Genomic DNA, 19,908 nt, shown 5'->3' with positions numbered 1-19,908 from the left:
TGATCTATCGGGTTCGGCGGTGGCTGGACTGTTGGACGAGCATCTGGCCGACATGCGGGACGCCTCGCCCGAGGAAAGTTCGCACGCTCTCGATTTGGAGTCTCTGCGTCACCCGGCCGTCACCGTCTGACGATAGGAAGGATGATCGGCCGATTTGCCCAGGTCGACGGGTAGCCGCCACTCGACTTCCACCCGGTTGAGCAGTCCTTGAAGAGGCTGCGGTGCGGGAAGCTTCCTGGTGAACCTGGAGAAGGACATGATCGTCGGGGTAGGGGAGCCACTGTAGCCGTCGAACCTCCGAAGCCAGTGCCTGGTCCTGTAGCGGATGCGCGTCGACGCGGGCGCTGCCCCCATGAGCGGAAGCTCGAGAAGCGTTCGCCCTTCCCGGTTCTCGTCGAGATACTGGTAGGCGGGCGGATACGCTTGGAGATCCGGCTTCGCATGGGCTTTTAGTGGTGGTAGCCCGCGTATGTCGGCGAGGAGCATTGCCACCGCCAGCAGGGCGCCCGGCAGCTTCGCCGAGGCCGCCATCGATTCATCCTGGCGGCAAAAAGGCGTGTCCGGTCGGCTCTCCGCGAGAGCGATCAGACCGGAGGTTTCGACCGATGGAGCGCTCCGGCTGGGCCAGGCACCGACCCGACGGGCGGAACCTCGCCGTCGGGCGGCCAGCCAACGACGCCGTCTTCCAGCGGCACGCGCAATCCGCGCGCGACCTTCGAGATGAGAGACCAGGTGCCCAGAGCCGTCACCATGTCGATCGCCGCGTCGCGGCCGAGGCCGTCGAAGCAGGTTTGCCAGGTCTCGTCGCGGAGGTCGCCGGTCTCCAGCAGTTGGTCGACGGCGGACAGAATCGCGCGGTCGACCTCGTCGAAGCAGGTCGCCGACGCCCAGTCGCCCCTGAGTGCGAGGATCTCTTCCTGCGTGCAGTCGAACATCTGGACGGAGATCGGCCAGTGTTGGGTCCACTCGTACTCCGACCCGGTGGTCCAGCCGATGCGCATGATGATGAGCTCTCGTCGGCGGTGACCGATCTCAGACTCGAACAGCAGAGAGAAGAGGAGATCGTTGATCGCCTTCGCTGTCTTCGGTCTGTGGAAGAGGGTGCGGAAGATGTTCAGACCGCCTACCTGCTCGGGAATGCCGAGATCCTTCGCGGTCTGCACTGCGTCTTCCTGGGAGAGCATTTCGATTCGACCTTTCATCGGGGCCTCACTCTGCTTGTTGGCCGACCAGCGGCATGTCTAGTTTGCCGAGCACCGCGGCTTCGGCCTCGCTCACTTTCGTGTCCCCGAGATAGCAGACTCCGCGCGCAAGGTAGTTGTCTCCGTCGATCTCTACGACCTGCGCTTCGAACCGAAGCGGCTGTTCGATTGGGGTGCGCTTCAGATAGCTGACCCGAATCCAGAGGGTCGGGCCTGTGCGTCCGCGGGACATCACCGCGAACGCGAGGAGTTGATCGTAGAATGCCGCGACCATTCCGCCCTGCACGATATCCGGGCCGCTCTCGTAGTTGCTCGGGAACGCGAACTCGCCCACGAGGGTGTCGCCGTCGAGCCGCATCACGATCTTCGGGGCCATCGGGTTCATGGCGCCGGTCGCGGGGTTGAAGGGCATCACCCGGTTCGGATCGTTCGGATCGAACTCGAAGTGGAAGGTCTCGATCGCGCGGCTGGCCGTCACCGGGTCGAGCGAGGCGGTCACCTGCTCGATGTGGTCGGCCGCCTCGTTCAGCTCCGCGACGGACCCACTGAGGCGCACGACCTTCGTATTGAGCGCTCGCACGGCGTCGATGATGCGAGCACAGGCATCCTTCTGGGCCCGGGTGAACTCGGGATCGTGGGAGCCGAAATCGCTGATTGGCATGGGTCTCTCCTTATGCTCTGCCGGACGGCGATGTAGTCTAGCGAAATCCCGCGTGGGGAATCCATCGCGAAGAAGTTGAAGAGGCTCTCGACGCTCCAGGGCGGTGATGCGGTCGGACTCCTCGTGCTGCAAAACGCATTGTTGCGTCTGGGTAGCTAGTCTTCTAGCGAAATCGGAGCGCTGATCCGCGCCGGAGCGACGCATGACTGAACTTCAGACGGAAAAACCCGAGGCGTTCGACGCCGTCGTCATCGGAGCCGGCTTCGCCGGCCTCTACATGCTCCACAAGTTGCGGAGCGTCGGGCTCTCGGTCCGGGTGGTCGAGGCGGGCAGCGGCATCGGCGGTACCTGGTACTGGAACCGCTACCCCGGCGCGCGCTGCGACGTCGAGAGCATGGAGTACTCCTACCAGTTCTCCGACGAGCTGCAGCAGGAGTGGGAATGGTCGGAGCGCTACGCTGCGCAGCCCGAGATCCTGCGTTACCTGAACCACGTCGCCGACCGGTTCGACCTGCGCCGCGACATTCAGCTCGAAACGCGCGTTGCCTCCGCGCACTTCGACGAGTCGAAGAACGAGTGGCAGATCGAGACCGACCGCGGAAGGTTCGTCGCACCGCACTGCATCATGGCGACCGGCTGCCTCTCGTCGTCCCACAACCCGGAGATCGACGGCAGGGAGACGTTCGAGGGCGCGACGTACCACACGGGTCACTGGCCGCATGAGGGCGTCGACTTCACCGGGAAGCGCGTCGGGGTGATCGGTACGGGCTCGTCGGGCGTGCAGGCCATTCCGCTCATCGCCGAGGAGGCGGCCGACCTCACCGTCTTCCAGCGCACCGCGACCTATGCCGCGCCGGCCCACAACCACCCGCTCGATTCTACCTACCAGCGCGACGTCAAGAGCCGCTACCGCGCGTTCCGCGAAGCCAGCCGCCAGACGCACCTCGGGTTTGGCAGCGATTATCCCTCGGCCGATGACGCCGGCCTCGGCGTCAGTGACGAGGACCGCAACGCGCGCTTCGAGGAGTACTGGCAGCGCGGGGGGCTCTTCTTCATGGGCTCCTACACCGACGTACTGCTCGATCACGAAGTGAACGAGAGCGCGGCCGAATTCGTTCGCGGCAAGATCCGGAGCCGTGTGGGCGACCCCGAACTGGCAAAGCGACTCTCTCCGAAGCAGGTTCTCGGCTGCAAGCGACTCTGTGCAGACACACGGTACTACGAAGCGTTCAATCGACAGAACGTACATCTCGTGGACGTGAGCGAGACGCCGATCGAGTCGTTCACGAGAAAAGGCCTCATGGTTGGCGGCGCGGAGTACGAGCTCGACGCGGTCGTCTTTGCGACCGGTTTCGACGCGATGACCGGCTCGCTCGATCGGATCGACATCCGCGGCAAGGGTGGTCAGCGGCTGAAGGAGAAGTGGTCGGAGGGGCCGCGCACGTATATTGGCCTCGGCATCGTCGGCTTCCCGAATTTCTTCGTAATCACCGGCCCGGGCAGCCCCTCTGTGCTGACGAACATGGTTCCCGCGATCGAGCAGCACGTGAACTGGATCGCTGATTGTATCACTCACATGCGGGACGAGGGTCTCCGCTGTATCGAGGCGACGGAGCCCGCGGAGGAGGAGTGGGTGCAGCACGTGAACGACGTCGCTAGCTTTACGCTCTTCCCGCAGTGCAACTCATGGTACCTCGGCGCGAACGTCCCTGGGAAGCCGCGGGTGTTCATGCCCTACGTGAGTTTCTCGCTCTACGTCGCAAAATGCGACGAGGTCGCGGCGAACGGGTACGAGGGCTTCGCGTTGAAGTGAGGTGGCGGGTCCGGTTCGTAGAACATCCCGTCGGCGATACGCGGCCTCGGCGGATTCGTGTGGGCGGTGCCGTTGCAAGTGAAGAGGATCCATAGATCCTATGCCCTGTATGCCAATGGCTCAGCGGGTCCTTGGCCGGCTCGTCTGCCCGAAGTGCCAGGGCAGGTTGTCGGTTCGAGTGTTTCTTGAAGACGCGCGGGGGGGCGGTCTGGCGAGCTCGCATGCGATCCCTGCGAGATCGCCATCGCGGTGTGCGAGGGATTCGCACTCTTCACCGCGGCGCGGTTTGGTGAGGGGGTTTCGCGGTCGAGGAGGTGCAACGTCTCGAAGAAGTTCGCTTCGGAGACCCAGATGCCTTTCGCAGCTTCGTCGAGACGAAGCACCGTCGCCCGACGCGAGATCTGTACGCGGCGTTCCAGCGCGCGGCGAACTGGGACATTATCTTTCAGCGTCCCGACAGCCCCTGGCCCCTTGGTGATGGAACCGTCGCTTGTGCCCACGGTCTCGATACTCTGCGCCGGTATCGTCAAGACGCTCTTTTGGGCGAAGCCCTCCGGGTAACGCGCTCGTCGGGTGTCGTCATTTTCCCACACGTGCATCTGACGAACGCCGAGCCCGATCCGTACTTCGCCCGCGGCTGTCTCCAGCGTCATGGGACGGAGTACCGCAGCAAGTTCGCGACGCGGCTTCGCGGATCCGGCCGAGCCGCGGTCCTCCTTTTCGAGCGCCCCGAGACGCTCTCCGTGCTCGATGGCGCCGAGACCCGGCATTACAAGGCCCTGGTTGCGATCGTACCGGAGCGGCTGCGTGGGCGTCGCCTTGAGAAGGCAGGGAGAGCTGTAGATTCGGAAGCTCGGCTCATCGCAAATCCATTCTTCGCAATTGACCTCGACCGCGCTCTCACCCAAGCCGAACTGCCGGTAGGAAACAGGAAGGCCCTTTTTGCCTTAGCGGCGCTGTATTCGCCAAACACAATCCTGCCAACCGCCCCGTTTCCGCCGGTGGCGTAACCGCTGGGCGGCTACGTGATCGAACTCTGACGAGGGAGCGGGAACGGGGCCAGCAAAGACCCGGACGGGCCCTCACTCGCTTCGGTCGCGGAACTGATTCGCCTCGTTCTTCAGGAACGGCGCTTGATAGACCGCACCGAAGCAGGCGCCGGAGCTGTTGCGTAGCTGCGCGGTGATCGTTGCCGACGGATCGAAGCCCAGAGTCGAAATGCCGAGAGCCTCACCCTTCGCCTTGAAGGTGATTTTGGCCTTGCCGACCGTGCCTGCAGCGAGCTTGATCAAACGGATGCCGTCGGGCAGCAGGTCCTTCTTCTTGTACAGGAAGCCTTTGTCGCCCTTGCTGACCCACGCGGTGGAACCGGCCGGCGCAGCTGGGGTGAGGAGCACGGTGGTCGAGCCGCCGGTCTCGTCGTACAAGCAGAGCGTGTAGTCGTCGGACGTGGTCGGATCGCCGAAGGCAGCGGCCAGCACCTCGGGGCCCTTGCTCCACTTCCAAACTAGCGAGTCCTTCGTGCCTTTCTCCTTGATGACCAGCGTGGATCGGCCCGCGGTCAGAGGCAATGTGCAGAGAGCTGCCGGCTCAGTCGAGCCCACGCACCTGCCGGCGCCGTCACATGCATCGATGATCGTGCAGGACTCGGCGTCGCCGCACGTCGCCAGAGCCGGCGCCCACCAGTTGCCGGACATGACTAGCATCGAGAGCATCTTCAGCGTGTTCTCGAAGTATCCCTCGTCCTCGATCGACGTGCCGTCGACGAGGTCCCAGGTGTCGTTGAGCCACGCCTGATTGGACACATCCACCATGGCTCCGACTCCGAACGGAGCAATGAAGGCCATGGATATGTAACCCGTTCCGGGCAGTGGGGTGCCGTTCAATTGGTAACCGGCCTGGATCGCGGCGGGGGACTCGCTGGTCGACGAACGAAGCCAGGTGTTGATGGTGTCGAGCGCGGTCTTGGCGCGCTCATCGCCGGACACGATGTAGTCGGTTGCGATCCGCCACGGGTCGCGCGCAGCATTGTAGGAGTACGCGCCGTCGGCTGATCCCTCCAAGAATCCCGGGCCTGCGGGAACCGGCGTCGTCAGAGGGTCCAACACGAAGTCGGGAAGCAGGCCCGTGGCCGGGCTGTAGCCCGCCTGAAGAGCCGCGATAATCGTGTAGGTTTGATCTAGCAGCGCCGCCCAGTCGCTATCGGACGTGGCGGCCTCGAAACTCCGATAGTGATCCATCATGAAGTCGGACGTTCGCGTGGATGGGTAGTACGTCGAGTCCGCCGGTGTGACCCAGTCTCCGAGCGTGACGTACCGGGTCGTCGTGTCCGTGTCGCCGTCTTTGATGTCGGCGATCACGGCCAGCGCCTCGCTCGCGTAGTCCACGGCTCCGGCACTGCCCCACTGTTCGTCGGCCAAGAGGAGAGCGAAGGCGATATCCAGATCGCCATCCGAGGCGCTGTTGTTTCCCTGCGCGTCGTCACACGAATCGTTCTGATACCAGGACATCAGGTTCGCGTGGGCTGCAGTCGGGTGGTCACGAAAGAACGCATACATGCCGTCGAAGACCGTCTGTGCGGTCGGGTCATGCCCGGCCATCATCGCGGTGATGACCATCCCGTATCCCTGCCCCTCAGACACCGTGAGGTTGCCGAGTTGCGTGTTCGCCTCGACCAGGTAACGGCCCGCGCCACACTGCTGCGAGACGTACTTCGCCTTCCAAGCGTCGTAGAAGTCGCGAACGGCCTGATCGAGCACGGGCAAACCGAGATGGTTCGGCAGGATCGTGCCGGCCGCATAGGTAAGGGGACGGGATCCGAAGGGATGATTCACGACCGCGCCGGCCCGAGGCGCCGCCAAGACGGACGCCAAGCAGAGAACTGCCGTGATCGTGACCCGAGTGGGGATCGTCTGGGGATCTTGCCACGGTCCGAAGCCGCTGCGAAAGGGACGATTAAACAATCCGGGCCCGACGAACCAACGTCCTTTCACGGGTCCGTCGAGCTGGATCGGAATTTGTGTCGGTTTGCTGACGCGCCAAGAACAGATCAAGAAGAAGACGACGGCTCGTCGCAAACGGCAGAGCCTACGAGCTGCGTGGGCGAGTAAATGTGCCGGAAGTGTCTCTTGGAAATCGACCCCGAAGATCCCGACTCAGCTGACGACGTAGCTGTGCAAGGAGATCCTCGACGTCGCGGAAGCTGAGCGAGAACCGATAGTACAGCCATACGGCATGACTGATGATCTCCGGTGGGAATCGGTAGCCGCGGTATCTCGATGTCGGGTCGTTCATCGGGCCACTTTGCCAATGGCTCGCTCAACTGGACAGTACCCTCAGCGACGACGGATTCGCGCCAGGCCGATGGGCCGTCCCGGATCGCTAACCCTGTAGAGGTATCCGTCGAAGCGCCCCGGAGCCGCCGGCGGCTCGAGGTCAATCGCCAGAGACATCTGACCCGCTGGTGCCAATGCCAGTGGCAGGAGAAATCTCACCTCCTCAGAGGCGATCAACTCGCCGGACGGGTTGAGCCACTGCACCACCCCGTTTTCGTAGCCCAACGGCCCCTCGGAGCGATACACCTGCTCGCCCCGGTTCTCGACAGCAAATGCGATCGGGGCTGCCTCATCCTCGACCCAGACCCGAACCGGACCAACGCTCGCGCCCAGCACCGCCGGCGACGCGTCATGCTCGAGGCTGCTCTCCAACTGGTAGGCCAACAAGGATTCGGTCTCGCCGACCAGAACCAGTCGGGGTTGCGCCTGATCCATGGTCGCAGCCTTGTTCCGAAACCACCGCTCATATTTGAGCGATCGATTCCGGTGAAACACGATGGACTCCACACCGATACTCTCCAGCGCCACAACACCGGCTGCTCTGGGCAGGGCCGCGGCGAGTTGTCCGATCTGGCCCGCATACGGCGTTTCAAAGGAATTGTAGCAGGTAGTGGTCGCACGCGGCGAGAAACTCCCGAGGAGCAATTGCTCGGCCTGAACGGTGCTGGGAATGGCCGGGCCTGAGACCGGCATCGGTAGATGAAGGACAGCCCCGGGCGGAAGCTCACGGATCAAGGAGATATCTTCTGGCGACGGCCGCACGTCCCTTGCCGTCATTTGCACATCGTGGCCGAAATTCAGGACCGCAACGCTCGGAACAAACCGAATGCCCAAGATCCCGAGCGCCAGACCGACAAAGACACCCCACCCCAGTCGACTCGACATCGCCGAGAACAACGCCAGCGCACCGTAGGCGGCGAGCAACGCCAGAGGCACCCAGACGATGTTCAACAGATATCCGGGAGCTCGAATCGCATCGAGCCCGGGGATGAACCCCTTGGCGAGGGGAAAGAGGCCCGAGACGTAAATTCCCGTCCCCGGGATACTCATGCGGTTGGTGCCAAACCAGAGAATCAGGACCGCGCTCCCCGCCATCACCCAACGCGGATCCTCGCCATGGCGGCGCCGCGGCCCCCGGAACCGGTCGAGGATGGCGATTGCGAGCAAACCTACGAAAATCCATCCGGGGAAAAAGGGCTGGCCCGGGCCAAACACCGTAATCAAAGGCAGCAGCGCCACCCGACCGTCGAGAGCCGCCCAGGTATCTCGGGTTTCCAGATACGGCAAGAATACCAGAAGAGCCACGCCCACCACCCAGATTCCTGCGCCCGCGCAGGAGAGCAATGCCTTCCAGCGATGCTCGCGATGACGCCAGAAGAGGAACCCAACGTAGAGAAGCACCACCGGAATCGTGCCGAGAATCAGATAGATGCTCTCGAGCGCGAGGATCCCGAGAAAGAAGGCCACCCCGACGGCCGCCCGGAGATCACCGAGGGCGAAAAGGCGATGCAAAAACAACAAGGCGAAGGCCAGCCAGAATTCGGCGTAAAGGTAGGGATGTCCAGCATCAGTGATGCGCCCGGGAACCAGCTGCAGCAAGAGTCCTGCGAGCACGCCCGCGCGGGGGTCTCCGGTAAAATGGGTCGCCAGCAGGAACATGCTGAAACCGGCGAGAAAATATCCGAGAAGCAACAGCACATTGTAGGTGAGGACCGGATCCCCTGTCGCCAGCCACGGGATTGACGCGAGGATCCCCTCGGCAAACCCGTGCTCGCCCAGAGTGAAACTATTCTTCAGGGGAAAGCATTGCCCGCCGCGAGCCAGAGACGCCGGGTCCGAGGCCAGAGAATCGGCATTATTTGCCACCAGCGCCACGACCATGGCCTGGTCCGCGGTCGCGATGCGGGACCATCTCGTCGCGCCATCTGTTTCCGCGGTTTCAAAGGTCTGCAACAAGCTGTCCGGCGCCGGCAAGACCTCTCGCAACAGGAACAAGGATGTGGCGAGAAACAGAAGCGCGGCCAGTCCTGTTCTCCACAGCATTTCGTAGAACTACCCGAAGCAGTTTGATGTGAAAAGGCGTCGGTCCCAAACCGGTCATCCTCAACGCCAAACGGCGAGAGCCACTGATTCGCGCCTCAGTTTCGGGCCTCGGTTTCGTCCGGGAAGATTTCGCAAATTCAGTTTGTAGCCGTTCCGGATTTTCTGCCACTGCGTCGTCAGCTCGTAGCGATCGCCACAGGTTTCCATACGCAAGGTCATTTCGTCTTCGGTGACCGCGTCAAGCTGAGCGAAGGCCTTGAACTGGAATCGCCAAAATCCTTCCAGGCGCCGCGACATCTGTGTCAGTCCGATTCCGTCGCGAATCTTCGGGGAAGTTCTCGCAAGACGATCTTTGAAGAGGTTCTTTCGCCCTTTGCGCTCCAGATCGCCGGGAAGCAACTCGCCCTCGTAAATCAGTCCATTGACGTTGCTCAGAGAGATCCGGAAGTCGCAGAGAACAGGATCGTAAGGTTCCACAGGGAAGAACCCTGCCTTCAGGTGGAGCATGTCGAGCCGGGCCGAGTTGCGAACCAGTCGAATCCGCGAAGGACAAGGGTGGTTGCACACAGGCACGAAATCCCCCGGCGTCTCCGACGGCGTAATCGTCGGTGTTGGTGCCGGCGGGGTTGGTGTTGGCGTCGGGGTCGGCGTCGGGGTGGCGGTAGGAAACATGAACGGCCGATTTGCCCAGGCCGCCGGGTAGCCGCCACCGCGAAGCCTGGAGCGAGGTCCAGTTTTCGGGTCCAGGCGGCCGCGGCGTAGCCGCCGGGCGGACTCTAGCAGAGTTCTGCCCGGAGAGGCCCGCCCGGTGAACCCGGACCGGCGGGACCACCGCCATCACCTAAACTTTATGTTCTCAAGCTTACGAATAACTCTGGCACACTTATAGGCAGCTTTCTTCGTATCAGGTCTGACTACGGCTCTTCCCGTCGCATACTTCTGGACCTGAAAGTCGTCAAAGACGTCGGGATCTTTGGGGTCGATTTATAAGAGACACTTCCGGCGCGTTTGCTCGCCTATGCATCTCGTAGGTTCTGCCGTTTGCGACGAGCCATTGTCTTCTTCTTTGTCTGTTCGCGGCGCGTCAAGATCGTCTGCCGCCGCCTGCGATATGCATAGGCTGGAGTCACGTTGTCCAGTGACTCGTGGTAGCGGCGGTGGTTGTAGTGCTCGACGAAGCGACCGATCGATCTTTCCTTGCGTCTGCGGATGGTACGGCGCTCCTCGTGTGTGTTGCATCCCGTGGCGACGGAGGTGGGCCGTCAGGTCGCCCGACACGTAACAGGGGCCGTGGTCGCTCAGCAGCCGAGGCCGGTGCACGACCGCCACCTCGTCGACTCCCGCCTTCGCTCGCGAAAGGTCGAGTGTCTCGGTCACGTCCGACGCCTTCATCGTCGTGCCGGGGGTCCACGCCAGGATGTAGCGCGAGTAGTCGTCGAGCACGGTCGAGAGGTAGTACCAGCCCCAGCTCACCACGCGCAGGTACGTAAAGTCCGTCTGCCAAAATTCGTTCGGGTGCGTCGTCGGATGCTGGAAGCGATCCGCGACGCGGATCAAGACGTAGGCCGGACTCGTGATCAGGTCGTGCGCCTTTAGAATGCGATAGACGCTGGATTCAGAGATGAATTGGCCTGCCCGGTCCGTCCTCTGCCGCGCCAGCTCTCCGGGTGACTTCTCCGGGTCGGCCAGCGCCGCTTCGACCATCCGCTCTCGCTCGCGCTCAGCGATGCGGTTCCAGTGGCGTCGCGGCGCGGGCTTGCGCGGCTCTAGTTCAGCGTCGCCATTCTCGCGGTAGCGCTCGTAACAGACGTAGAAAGTCGAGCGGCTCACGCCCAGCTCGCGTAGCGTGCGGCGCACCGACAGGTCCGATCCCTCGACCAGGCGGATCACTTCGCGCTTCTACGACGCTCTCAATCGCTCGTACCGTCGTCCGAGCCGGAGCCCACGAGACTTTTTTGAGTAACCGCACTTCGAGCACCGTCTCGGCCAGTGCGTGCTTCAAGCGGTCGTTCTCGTCCTGCAGTCCCTTTACCTCTGGGGCGCTCGCCGCACGCCTCGTGTCGCCCAGGAGCCGTTTCATTTCAGCCACCAGAAATTCCATGGACCACCGGTAGTAGAGATTCGGGGCCAGCCCCTCGCGACGACACAGAGCCGCAATGCTCTCCTCGCCGCGCGGTCCTTCCAGGACGATTCGGATCTTCTCTCCCGCCGAAAAACGGCGTCGTGTCTTGCGCTGAATGTCGCGGCAATGATGTCGGCCGGTGGCACCTGGGAAGGAAGAGAGTTCTTGAACGCCTGAGCGTGGGAGGCCATGCATGGAGCGCCGATCGAGTCTGCCATGGGCTTCAACCGAACCAACTTCACTCAAGGCGGTGTAAATCTATTTCGCGAAACCAGCGGAAGTAGGAAAGGTCTCCACGAGGCGTTCAATGCCGGCCGGGAAGGATTCTACGGTTGGATGGGGCTCGGCGGGTCCATCTTTCAGTGGCATCCTCGACTGGACATCGGTTTCAGCTTCGTGCCCACCTCTCTGCACGTCCTGGGCTTCTTCACCGCGCGCGGGAAAATCTACCAAGCCGAAGCCCTGGGGTGTGCGGAGCGGCTCCGTTCGTGAAGAGGGGGGATTCTCGAGCAGGACTCCGGGCGCAAATGGATCTTCGAGGACTCCGAGAAGCTGCCGGCACCGAGGCCGGGGTTCCCCTCCTCCCGGCCCGGTCGAAGCAGTCGAGCTTGATGTATTGACCGCCAAGCATCCTACGGTCTATGCCGGATGCAGCACTAAAGTCCCGTCTGACTATCCCCGGCGGGAAGAATGTGAGCCCGCGTCGAGCCAAGGAGCTTTCCTGATGCTTCCCCTCAGTCCTGAAACGATCGCTTCCTCCCGGTGCGGTGCCGAACCGCGAACGCGTCCAAGCGCTGTATTGGCTGTGGCGATCCTGTTGGCCTCCATTCTGGGAAGCGGATCGACGGCCAGGGCCGGCTTGTTCGCCGAGAATTGGGACGCAGGAGCCCCGCCCAACGTCGTGCTCTCGGGCTCCGCAACGGCCACGGGTGGGAAGGTCGTGCTGACGACGAACGCTGGCGCGGAAGACGGCCGCGTGACTCTGGCGAACCTCGATCCCGGACAGGCGGTCGCATCCCTGTACGCGTGTACGACCCTGTTCATCGGAAACGGGACCGGAGCGGATGGGTTCTCGTTCAACTTCGGTGACCCGGGTTCCATCGTCTCGCCGGCCGATGGTGTGACGTCTGGGTTCGCCGTTTCTCTCGATACCTATGACAATGGAAGCGGCGACGCCTTCGATGTCGTTCAGGTTCTGTACGACGGGGTGGTTGTAGAGACGTCTCCTTCCGCGAACTTGAGGACGGGGAATTTCGTCTCCCTCTGTGTGACGGTGCTTGCAGATGGGCAGTTCGCCGTTCGCCACAACAACACGGTCGTAAGCGGCACGATATCTGGTTGGACGGCCTCTTCGGATCGTGTGGTCACATGGGCTGCGGCGACCGGTGGTCTCGCGGACGAGCACAGTATCGACGGAGTGACCGTGGTCACCATTCCGACGACGACTTTTTTCGAGCCGTACACCGCCGCTCCGGCCAACACGACCTTCCACGGTTCGGCGCGGCATGACGATTTTTACGCTCGGCTGACCGACAACGCGTCTGGTCAGGTCGGATCCGCGATCGTGCAAGATCAGGATCCTGGCGTCGCGATCGACAGTTTCGCTGTCACTTTCGCCAAATACATCTGGAATGGGGGAGGAGCTGACGGAGTGAGCTTCAACTTCGGTGACCTCGCCGATGCGGCGTGGGGCGAAGGCGGCAGCGGGTCGGGCCTGACGGTTTCCTGGCCGACCTACCAGAATGACAAGATTAAGGTCTACTACGGCGGCTCCGAAATCGTGACCTCCGGCCCGAGGGAACTACGCGGGCAATGGAGTCGGGTCTCCATCTCCGTCGATCCTTCGGGTACTCTTGCGATCTCGGAGGACAATGACGGAGATGGCGCGGTCGCCGTCATTGCGACGATCCCCGGATGGAACCCGGCGCCGGGCTGGAGATTCGGGTTTGGTGGCCGTACCGGCGGGGTCGCGGACGACCAAGCCTTCACGCAACTGTCCATCGAGACGGCCGTGTGCGGAGATGGCGCGGTCGGTGCCGGTGAGCTTTGCGACGAAGGGTTGGCCAACGGAACGACCGCCTCCTGTTGCTCTTCGACCTGCTCGTTCAAGGCGGCTGCGACGGAGTGCCGCGGAGCGGCCAGCGCCTGCGACGAGGCGGAGGTCTGCTCGGGCATTAGTGCGGCCTGTCCGGCCGATACCTTTGCCGGGGCCGGCACGGCTTGCGGGGACGTGACCGACGACGGGTGCACGAACCCGGACAGCTGTGACGGCTCGGGGGCCTGCCTGGGCAACCACGAGACGGCGGGCGTTTCGTGCGGGGACGCGACCGACGACGCGTGCACGGACGCGGACAGCTGTGACGGCACCGGAGCTTGCCTGGACAATGACGAGATGGCGGGCTTCTCGTGCGGCGATTCGACCAACGACGCGTGCACCAACCCGGATAGTTGCGACGGCTCCGGGGCTTGTCTGGACAACCACGAGACGGCGGGCGTGTCGTGCGGGGATGCGACCGATGGCGTGTGCACAAATCCGGATAGCTGTGACGGGGTGGGAGCCTGCGGCGCCAATCACGAGCCGGCGACGACGGCCTGTCGCCTGTCGACCGGGGTCTGTGATGAAGCCGAATTCTGTTCGGGCAATGATGCGATCTGCCCGGAGGACGGTGGTTCGACCTGCCCACCCTCCGTGCCTGCGGGCTCAGACGGCGCGCTCGCGATGTTGTTCGCCGTTCTCTTCCTCGCCGCGGCTCTGAGGTTGAGGGGGCAGAGCGGACGCATTTGATGATGCTGCGACGGCGGTTCCGGGCCCCGGAAGCCCGCCCCGCCGCGGTCGTTGGTCGGGGCTACTTCTTCTGAGCCTTGTACTGGGATCCGTCATCCTTTTGGACTTCGGTCATCGTCGCCGTCGCGCAGAAGCCGGCGTCGGTGGAGAACTGGATTGTAGCGTTGGTCGCTCCGTGGATTCGGGCGACGACTCCGGCGGGCAGGGCGGTGTGTCCCTTGAGTAGGTGATTCCGCCCCTTGGCACTTGCCTGGCCGCGGCCCGGCAAGCCCGCGACGAAGCCGAGAGTCTCGATGCCGTCCGAAGCAAGGCCACGGTCACGGTAGCGGTAGCCCCGGTTTCCTTTCGCTTTCCAACAAGGCTTGCCCGCGCAGGATTCTCCGGCGCGGGCAACCTCGAACCGTTGGACGAGATTACCTTCGTCGCCGTACAGGCACAGGGACACGATCGTAGACCCGGCGACGGGGTCGCCAAAATCAGATGCCTGGGTTTCGTTTGCGATGCGTTTCCACTGCATCTTTAGGCTTTCGTACCCGAGTCTCTTCTCATTGATCTGGAGCTTCGCCTGGCGGGCTTCGTCGCAACCCGAGCGCGGGGCGGCCGGGCACGACTCGATGAAGCAGTTCTGGTCGCATCCGTCTCCGTTGGTCGAGTTGCCATCGTCGCATTCCTCGCCGCAGGTGAATTCGAAGGAGCTGTCTCCGCACACACAGGCGGGCGGGCATGTGCCGCAATCCGTGTCGCAGCTCGAACAGGTTTCGCTCCCGTTGCATGCACCGTCGCCGCAACTCGGCGTCGTGCAGGCCCCGCAATCCCCGGCGCAGGTGGAGCAAGTTTCGTCGCCGGTGCACGAGAGGTCGCCGCAGACTGCAGGGCAGCTTGCGCAGTCTGCGGCGCAGGAGGAGCATGTTTCCGTCGCGTCACAGGTCGAGTCTCCACAGACCGGCCCCCCGCAAGTGCCGCAATCTTCGGCACAGGACGAGCAGTTCTCACCGCCGCTGCAGGCGTAGTCGCCACAAACGGGTGGGCAGCTACCGCAGTCTCCAGGGCAGATCGAGCACGTCTCACTGCCGTTGCAGATCGCATCGCCACAGGATGAGGCCCCGAAAAAGTTGCCTGCGGTCTGCGTCGTCCACAGCGGAGAGCCTGCGCCGTTGTAGAGGACCAGGTTGCCGTCGGGTTGCAGGCGGAGCTGAGCCCCGGTCGTCCCGGAGGTGCCGGAGGCCCACTTGGGTTGTGGCGTGTCGTCGTAGACGACGAGGTTTCCATCCGCTTGGAAGTCGAGCCGGCAACTGGAACCGGCAAGCGAGGTGTCGCTGTGCCAGAGGGGGGCGGCCGGGGTCGCATTGGAGACCATCGCCAGGACGAGGTTGCAGTCACTTTGCATCTCGAGCCTGCGGTTCGTGTGTTGGACGAATTGCCCCGCGTTCAGAGCAAATTGCCCGGCTTCAAAGACGGACTCGTTGGGCACATTGGTGTTCGCGTTCCACAGTGGTTCACCCGCCCCGTTATAGACCACGAGGTTGCCATCTTCTTGTAGTCGCAGCTGTGCCGCGGTGGTGCCGGAGGTTCCGGAGTCCCACAACGGATTCCCGGGGGATTCGTAGAGCACGAGGTTTCCGTCCGCCTGGAAGTCTACAAAGCAGCTCGGTCCGCCACCGGAGGTCTGGCTGTGCCAGAGGGTTCCCCCGACCACGGCGTTCTCGACGCTCGACACGACCAGGCTGCAATCGTTTTGCATCGCGAGTTTGCGGTTCTGGGTCTGAGCGAACTGTCCCGCGGAGAGGAGGAATTGGCCCGCATAGAACGTCACTTCGCTGGGGGTGGCGGTGCTCGTCGACCACAAGGGCTCTCCGGCGCCGTTGTAGACCACAAGATTGCCATCACTCTGAAGGCGCAGCGTTCCGCCGGCAGTGCCGGACGTGCCGGAGGCCCATTTGGGGTTTGCTCCACCGTCGTACACGACGAAATTTCCGTCGGCCTGGAAATCCGCGTAGCAACCGGTTCCGCTACCGGCGGTGTCGCTATGCCACAGGGCGCCTCCGGTTGACCCGTTCTCAAAGCTGAACAAGACGAGGTTGCAATCCGGCCCCATCGCGAGCTTCCGGTTGCGGCTGTGAAGGATCTGTCCTGCACTGAGAAGATACTGGCCCGCATGGAGCACATATTCGGGCGCGTAATTCGTGTACGATTGGAAGAGAGCTTCGCCGCTTTCGTTGTAAACGACCATGTTGCCATCGCTCTGCAGGTGCAACTCGGCTCCCGACGTTCCCGAGGTGCCAGAGTTCCAGAGGCTTTGGCCGCCGCCATCGTAGACCACGAGATTTCCGTCGGACTGGAAGTCCATGTGGCAATCGGTCCCGAGGTTCGACGTGCCGCTGGTCCAGAGCCCGCCCCCCATGACCCCATCGAGCATGCTGTACAGCACGAGGTTGCAGTTGGACTCCATTTTCAGGAGGCGGGTCTCGCCGCGAACGAATTGGCCAGAGGACAAGCTGAGGGTGCCCGCCCCGTAGAAGACGGCATCGCTGCCCTGGACGGTCCAAACGCCTTCGGTGGCACGGTCATCGTGGTTCAGCCATGCGGTGCTGTGACCGGCATTTTGGCGGGCGACCCGCAGAGCTTCATTGTCTTTGCTGTTGGTTGGAACACCGAAGCGGTAGTCGGGGCCCAGGCCGTCGCAGGCGAGTGCGCCGGCACCCCAGGCATCGACGAGGGCGCTGACCGCCCAGCTGCCGTTTTGTGTATTCTCGCAGGCAAACACTTTGGTCTGGCTGCAGGCCTCGTCGATCCAGCGACCACTGTCCACCTGGGCCGCACAGTCTTCGTTTCCTCCGAAGTTGTTTGGTTCCCCCTCGCTCCAACTCCAGATCGCGGCTCCAAGGCGGCCGTCGTTCTGGTGAAGCTCGTCGAGGTCGATTAGGTTCATGCCGGTGACGAAGTAGTTGATGACGTCATTGTTGTTGATCCGACTGCCGGAGCCGCCGAGAATGGTGGAGTCTTCCCAGACGCGATCGATGTCGCCGGTTCCGGTGAAGACGAGTGTGTTCCATGCGCCGTTTCCGCTGCAGGGGCCCTCGTTCCACACGATGACCTTCTTGCCGGCGGCGAGTACTTCGGCTTTCGTCAGGTCGCCCGGAATGTCGCGGCACCCGCCGCTTGGGTAGATCAAGTCGCCAAAACGCGCACTCACCTGCTCGAGCGCTTCGCCGTGCTGGCCCTCCATATGGTCCTCGATGTGAAGGAGGAGGACCTGTTGGTCACTTGCCGGCGAGGCGAGCCAGGCGGAGATCTCGTCGAGCCCCTCGCTCAAGTAGCGATCATCCAGACTGCATCCGAGATGTCCGGAGGTGCCGTGGCAGAGAAGCAGGCGGTTGGGAAAGGAGAAGACCCCTTCCGTCTTCGGCGTCCAGTGCACATCGAGTTCGATTGCTCGTGCCCCGATTCGAAGCTGGTTGTAGATGGAGTCGTATTGATTCGTGTCGAGATAGCTCGTGAGGGTCGAGTAGGCGTCGGAGTTGAAGCTATTATGAGAGCCGATGAAGTTGCCTTCGCCCAGAGGCGAATGCAGGTCGAGAAGGCGCTGCGCGGCCAGGGCTCGTCCGGTCCAGCTTGCATTGAGTTCATCGATTCCATCGGCGTAGACCGGGTCCGACGAAAGGAGAGAGAAGATCAGTGCGAGGAGGAGGGCGCACCGGGTTCGCAGGGGCGGTCGACCCTCTCGCTTGGTGTCCGGAGTTCCCGCGAAGGGTCCGGGGCGTCTCGTCGCGCGTGGGGGCCTGGCTGGAGCCATGCCGGGGATGATCGCTTTTTTCGCGACTCAGCGCGAGCCCTCTTTGTGCGGCCGTTCTTTGCCGCATTCGCGAAGAGGGGGCCGCTGGCTCGGCATCGCAGGGAGGGGGGAACTAAGTGTTGCGGGAGTTCCCTAAAAAATAGGACGCCACGAAGCCGCTATCGTCCTCGCCGAAGTCGAAGATTAGATGGCGGTAGCAGACATGAACGCGCTTGCGGTCGAAATTCGAGGAAAGTGGGTCGCGTTGCGAGACATGGGGGAGCGTCTTCTTCGCATTGCTCGCGTTCTTGGCTCCGAAGGCCGAGCTGCGGCGCAACGAGAACGGCACCGAACAGATCGTGAACGACACCGGCTCGCTCTTGAAAGGCTAGGTCGCGGAATGAAGGCTTACCCGGATTCAGTTCGGATGGTTTTCGCGTAATGCAGCGAGTCCGAAGAACGGTGAACCGCTTGTTCCGTCACAAGGCGAAGCGGCGGCTTGTTAGTTGTGATTTTGTGATGTGTGAATGACTAGGCGCACCTCGCCCGTCCTCGATGTCGAGGTTCTCCTTTAGGAACTCGAGAATGCTCTCCGCGGTCTGCGCTTTGCGAGCTCGCCTCGAGAAGTTCGACGATTTCTTCGATGCTGACGATGCTGTTGGCGATCGTCTCGTAGAGCAGGTCGAGATCCTTTGTTCAAAGGAGATCTCTTCCCGCCACCGCGAAGCGCCGAGCGAGGTCCAGGCTTCGCGGTGGCGGCTACCCGGCGACCTGGGCAAAAAGGCCGTTCATATTTCCTACCGCCCGAAGCGACGTCCCACCAGAGACTCTCCTGCGCGCAGTGATCGCGAAGAGGCTGCTCTTCTCGCGTTTCGAGTGCCGGCTCGTATAGAGTCCAGAGGGGCCTGCCGATGGAACGAGACCGACGAGGGGATACGACGCCGATGATCGGCTTGCGGAACACGGCCGTCACGGTGATGGCGACCGTGTACGTAGCGGCGATTCTCTGCGGCTGCGGCGATCGCCAGGACGTAGTCGAAGATCCGTCGCTCCGGCTCTCCGCCGATACCCCGCAGCCGACGGTGGTTGCCTACAAACGCATCGACGGGCAGGAGCTGACGGCTCACGTCTTCCTTCCGGCCGATTGGAAAGCGACCGACCGACGCCCCGCGTATCTTTGGCTTCACGGAGGCGGGTTCGTCGTCGGCAGTCCCGAAGCGGGCTACGACGTGGCCGAAGTCGTCGCCGCGAGAGGCATCGTCGGCATCTCCGTTCAGTATCGCCTGGCCGTGCTCGACGTGCCCGGCACGAAGATCGACGCGCAGATCGCCGACGCCAAGTCGATCGTGCGTTGGGTTCGCCGGCGAGCCGGCCAGCTGGGTGTCGACCCTGAGCGGATCGTCGGTGGCGGTCACTCCGCCGGGGCCTTCCTCATGGCCGCAGCCGGGATCGTCAGAGCATTCGAAGATCCTGGCGACGACGATGTGTCGCCCGTCCCGGACGCACTCCTCCTGTGGTCTGCCCCCATCACGCTTGACGACCCCTTCGTCCCCCGCATCCTACCTCCCGGGGTCGAGCTCGGAGACGTCGTACCGAGTCAGCACGTGCGTCCAGGCCTCCCGCCGTCGGTCTTCATCCACGGGAGCGAAGACCGGCTCGTGCCGCCGACGGTCTCGATCGAGCTGTCCGCTGCGCTGCGAGCCGCGGGCAACCGGAGCGAGGTCCGGTTGATCCCCGGCGGAGATCACTTCTTCATCGACCCGGTGCTACGCGAAGCGCTGCTCGATGAAACGGTCGCGGCGCTCGGCGGTCTCTGAAGCGGCGGTCTTGCGTCGCCTTTTCGAGCGCTGCATACGGCGCGCCGTCTTGGCAAGCGCGTCGATCAGCCCGCCTTGCGGAGTCGTCGGAGCGCTCGCTCGGGCCACCGGGCAACGAGGTCGTGGCGAGTCTTGAGATTCATCCACAACTCCGGCTTCGTATCGAGAGCCTGCAAAAGCAACCAGGCTGTCTCTGGCGTGATCCCACGCTTTCCGCGTGTTCGGGTTCAGAGACGGTTGGACCAAATAGGTCGATGAAATAAGAGACACTCCCGGCCCAAACGGAAGGAGAATCCGATGGGAAAGGGAGAAAGCGCGGAGAAGGTCGTCCGCGACATTCAGCGCAAGACACGACGTC

The 19,908-nt window shown here is 63.0% G+C and carries 13 protein-coding genes and 2 pseudogenes; 5 read left to right on the top strand and 10 right to left on the bottom strand.

Annotation, left to right across the window (positions count from 1 at the left end; all coding sequences use genetic code 11):
- Positions 1-108: 108 nt before the first annotated feature.
- From P8R42_04745 to P8R42_04735, 3 genes are read right to left on the bottom strand one after another with little or no spacing between them, the layout of a single operon-like run.
- Positions 109-531 (bottom strand): hypothetical protein, encoded by a 423-nt coding sequence (locus tag P8R42_04745; GenBank protein ID MDG2303956.1) that lies wholly within the window; start codon positions 529-531, stop codon positions 109-111.
- 53 nt (positions 532-584) lie between these two features.
- Positions 585-1,202: a carboxymuconolactone decarboxylase family protein gene (locus tag P8R42_04740; protein MDG2303955.1), complete on the bottom strand. Its 618-nt coding sequence runs from the start codon at positions 1,200-1,202 to the stop codon at positions 585-587.
- Between the two features lie 7 nt (positions 1,203-1,209).
- A complete protein-coding gene (locus P8R42_04735) occupies positions 1,210-1,863 on the bottom strand; it encodes a hypothetical protein (protein ID MDG2303954.1) in 654 nt (217 codons plus the stop codon).
- Positions 1,864-2,065: 202 nt separating this feature from the next.
- Between P8R42_04735 and P8R42_04730 the strand changes: the two genes are divergently transcribed.
- Together P8R42_04730 and P8R42_04725 are read left to right on the top strand one after the other, a co-directional pair.
- The gene (locus tag P8R42_04730; protein MDG2303953.1) at positions 2,066-3,676 is read left to right on the top strand and encodes an NAD(P)/FAD-dependent oxidoreductase; all 1,611 of its coding nucleotides are present in this window, start codon (positions 2,066-2,068) and stop codon (positions 3,674-3,676) included.
- 314 nt (positions 3,677-3,990) lie between these two features.
- Complete coding sequence (locus P8R42_04725) at positions 3,991-4,686, top strand: hypothetical protein (protein ID MDG2303952.1); 696 nt, start codon at positions 3,991-3,993, stop codon at positions 4,684-4,686.
- A 72-nt stretch (positions 4,687-4,758) separates the two neighbouring features.
- Here the strand turns inward: P8R42_04725 and P8R42_04720 are convergent, their stop codons facing one another.
- The 5 genes and pseudogenes from P8R42_04720 to P8R42_04700 all read right to left on the bottom strand — a co-directional run bounded on the left by P8R42_04720 (position 4,759) and on the right by P8R42_04700 (position 11,293).
- Entirely contained in the window at positions 4,759-6,537 is a 1,779-nt protein-coding gene (locus tag P8R42_04720; protein MDG2303951.1) for a glycosyl hydrolase family 8, read from the bottom strand.
- 310 nt (positions 6,538-6,847) lie between these two features.
- Positions 6,848-6,970, bottom strand: a pseudogene (locus tag P8R42_04715) (IS6 family transposase).
- 41 nt (positions 6,971-7,011) lie between these two features.
- The gene (locus P8R42_04710; protein MDG2303950.1) at positions 7,012-9,054 is read right to left on the bottom strand and encodes a hypothetical protein; all 2,043 of its coding nucleotides are present in this window, start codon (positions 9,052-9,054) and stop codon (positions 7,012-7,014) included.
- A 60-nt stretch (positions 9,055-9,114) separates the two neighbouring features.
- Positions 9,115-9,561 carry a hypothetical protein gene (locus P8R42_04705; protein ID MDG2303949.1) on the bottom strand — a complete coding sequence of 149 codons (447 nt, stop codon included), beginning with the start codon at positions 9,559-9,561 and terminating at the stop codon, positions 9,115-9,117.
- Positions 9,562-10,070: 509 nt separating this feature from the next.
- A pseudogene (locus P8R42_04700) lies at positions 10,071-11,293 on the bottom strand (IS3 family transposase).
- A 99-nt stretch (positions 11,294-11,392) separates the two neighbouring features.
- Between P8R42_04700 and P8R42_04695 the strand changes: the two are divergent.
- Complete coding sequence (locus tag P8R42_04695; protein ID MDG2303948.1) at positions 11,393-11,668, top strand: hypothetical protein; 276 nt, start codon at positions 11,393-11,395, stop codon at positions 11,666-11,668.
- 313 nt (positions 11,669-11,981) lie between these two features.
- Positions 11,982-13,961 (top strand): hypothetical protein, encoded by a 1,980-nt coding sequence (locus P8R42_04690; protein MDG2303947.1) that lies wholly within the window; start codon positions 11,982-11,984, stop codon positions 13,959-13,961.
- A gap of 61 nt (positions 13,962-14,022) precedes the next feature.
- Here P8R42_04690 and P8R42_04685 read toward each other — a convergent pair whose 3' ends face one another.
- Entirely contained in the window at positions 14,023-17,754 is a 3,732-nt protein-coding gene (locus P8R42_04685) for a hypothetical protein (GenBank protein ID MDG2303946.1), read from the bottom strand.
- Positions 17,755-17,866: 112 nt separating this feature from the next.
- On the bottom strand, positions 17,867-18,103 hold the full coding sequence (locus P8R42_04680) for a hypothetical protein (protein MDG2303945.1): 237 nt from the start codon (positions 18,101-18,103) through the stop codon (positions 17,867-17,869).
- 541 nt (positions 18,104-18,644) lie between these two features.
- Here P8R42_04680 and P8R42_04675 point away from each other — a divergent pair.
- A complete protein-coding gene (locus P8R42_04675) occupies positions 18,645-19,550 on the top strand; it encodes an alpha/beta hydrolase (protein ID MDG2303944.1) in 906 nt (301 codons plus the stop codon).
- Positions 19,551-19,908 lie beyond the last annotated feature (358 nt).

The organism is Candidatus Binatia bacterium (assembly GCA_029243485.1).
In the GTDB taxonomy this organism is placed as follows: domain Bacteria; phylum Desulfobacterota; class Binatia; order UBA12015; family UBA12015; genus VGTG01.
The sequence above is the reverse complement of the archived record's forward strand: the minus strand, read 5'-3'. Positions and strand labels throughout refer to the sequence as shown.

Excerpts from the sequence above, each read along its gene's own strand:
- P8R42_04745 (MDG2303956.1), bottom strand. The coding sequence starts at position 531 with ATGGCGGCCTCGGCGAAGCTGCCGGGCGCCCTGCTGGCGGTGGCAATG.
- P8R42_04740 (MDG2303955.1), bottom strand. The coding sequence starts at position 1,202 with ATGAAAGGTCGAATCGAAATGCTCTCCCAGGAAGACGCAGTGCAGACC.
- P8R42_04735 (MDG2303954.1), bottom strand. The coding sequence starts at position 1,863 with ATGCCAATCAGCGATTTCGGCTCCCACGATCCCGAGTTCACCCGGGCC.
- P8R42_04730 (MDG2303953.1), top strand. The coding sequence starts at position 2,066 with ATGACTGAACTTCAGACGGAAAAACCCGAGGCGTTCGACGCCGTCGTC.
- P8R42_04710 (MDG2303950.1), bottom strand. The coding sequence starts at position 9,054 with ATGCTGTGGAGAACAGGACTGGCCGCGCTTCTGTTTCTCGCCACATCC.
- P8R42_04705 (MDG2303949.1), bottom strand. The coding sequence starts at position 9,561 with ATGCTCCACCTGAAGGCAGGGTTCTTCCCTGTGGAACCTTACGATCCT.
- P8R42_04695 (MDG2303948.1), top strand. The coding sequence starts at position 11,393 with ATGGGCTTCAACCGAACCAACTTCACTCAAGGCGGTGTAAATCTATTT.
- P8R42_04685 (MDG2303946.1), bottom strand. The coding sequence starts at position 17,754 with ATGGCTCCAGCCAGGCCCCCACGCGCGACGAGACGCCCCGGACCCTTC.
- P8R42_04675 (MDG2303944.1), top strand. The coding sequence starts at position 18,645 with ATGGAACGAGACCGACGAGGGGATACGACGCCGATGATCGGCTTGCGG.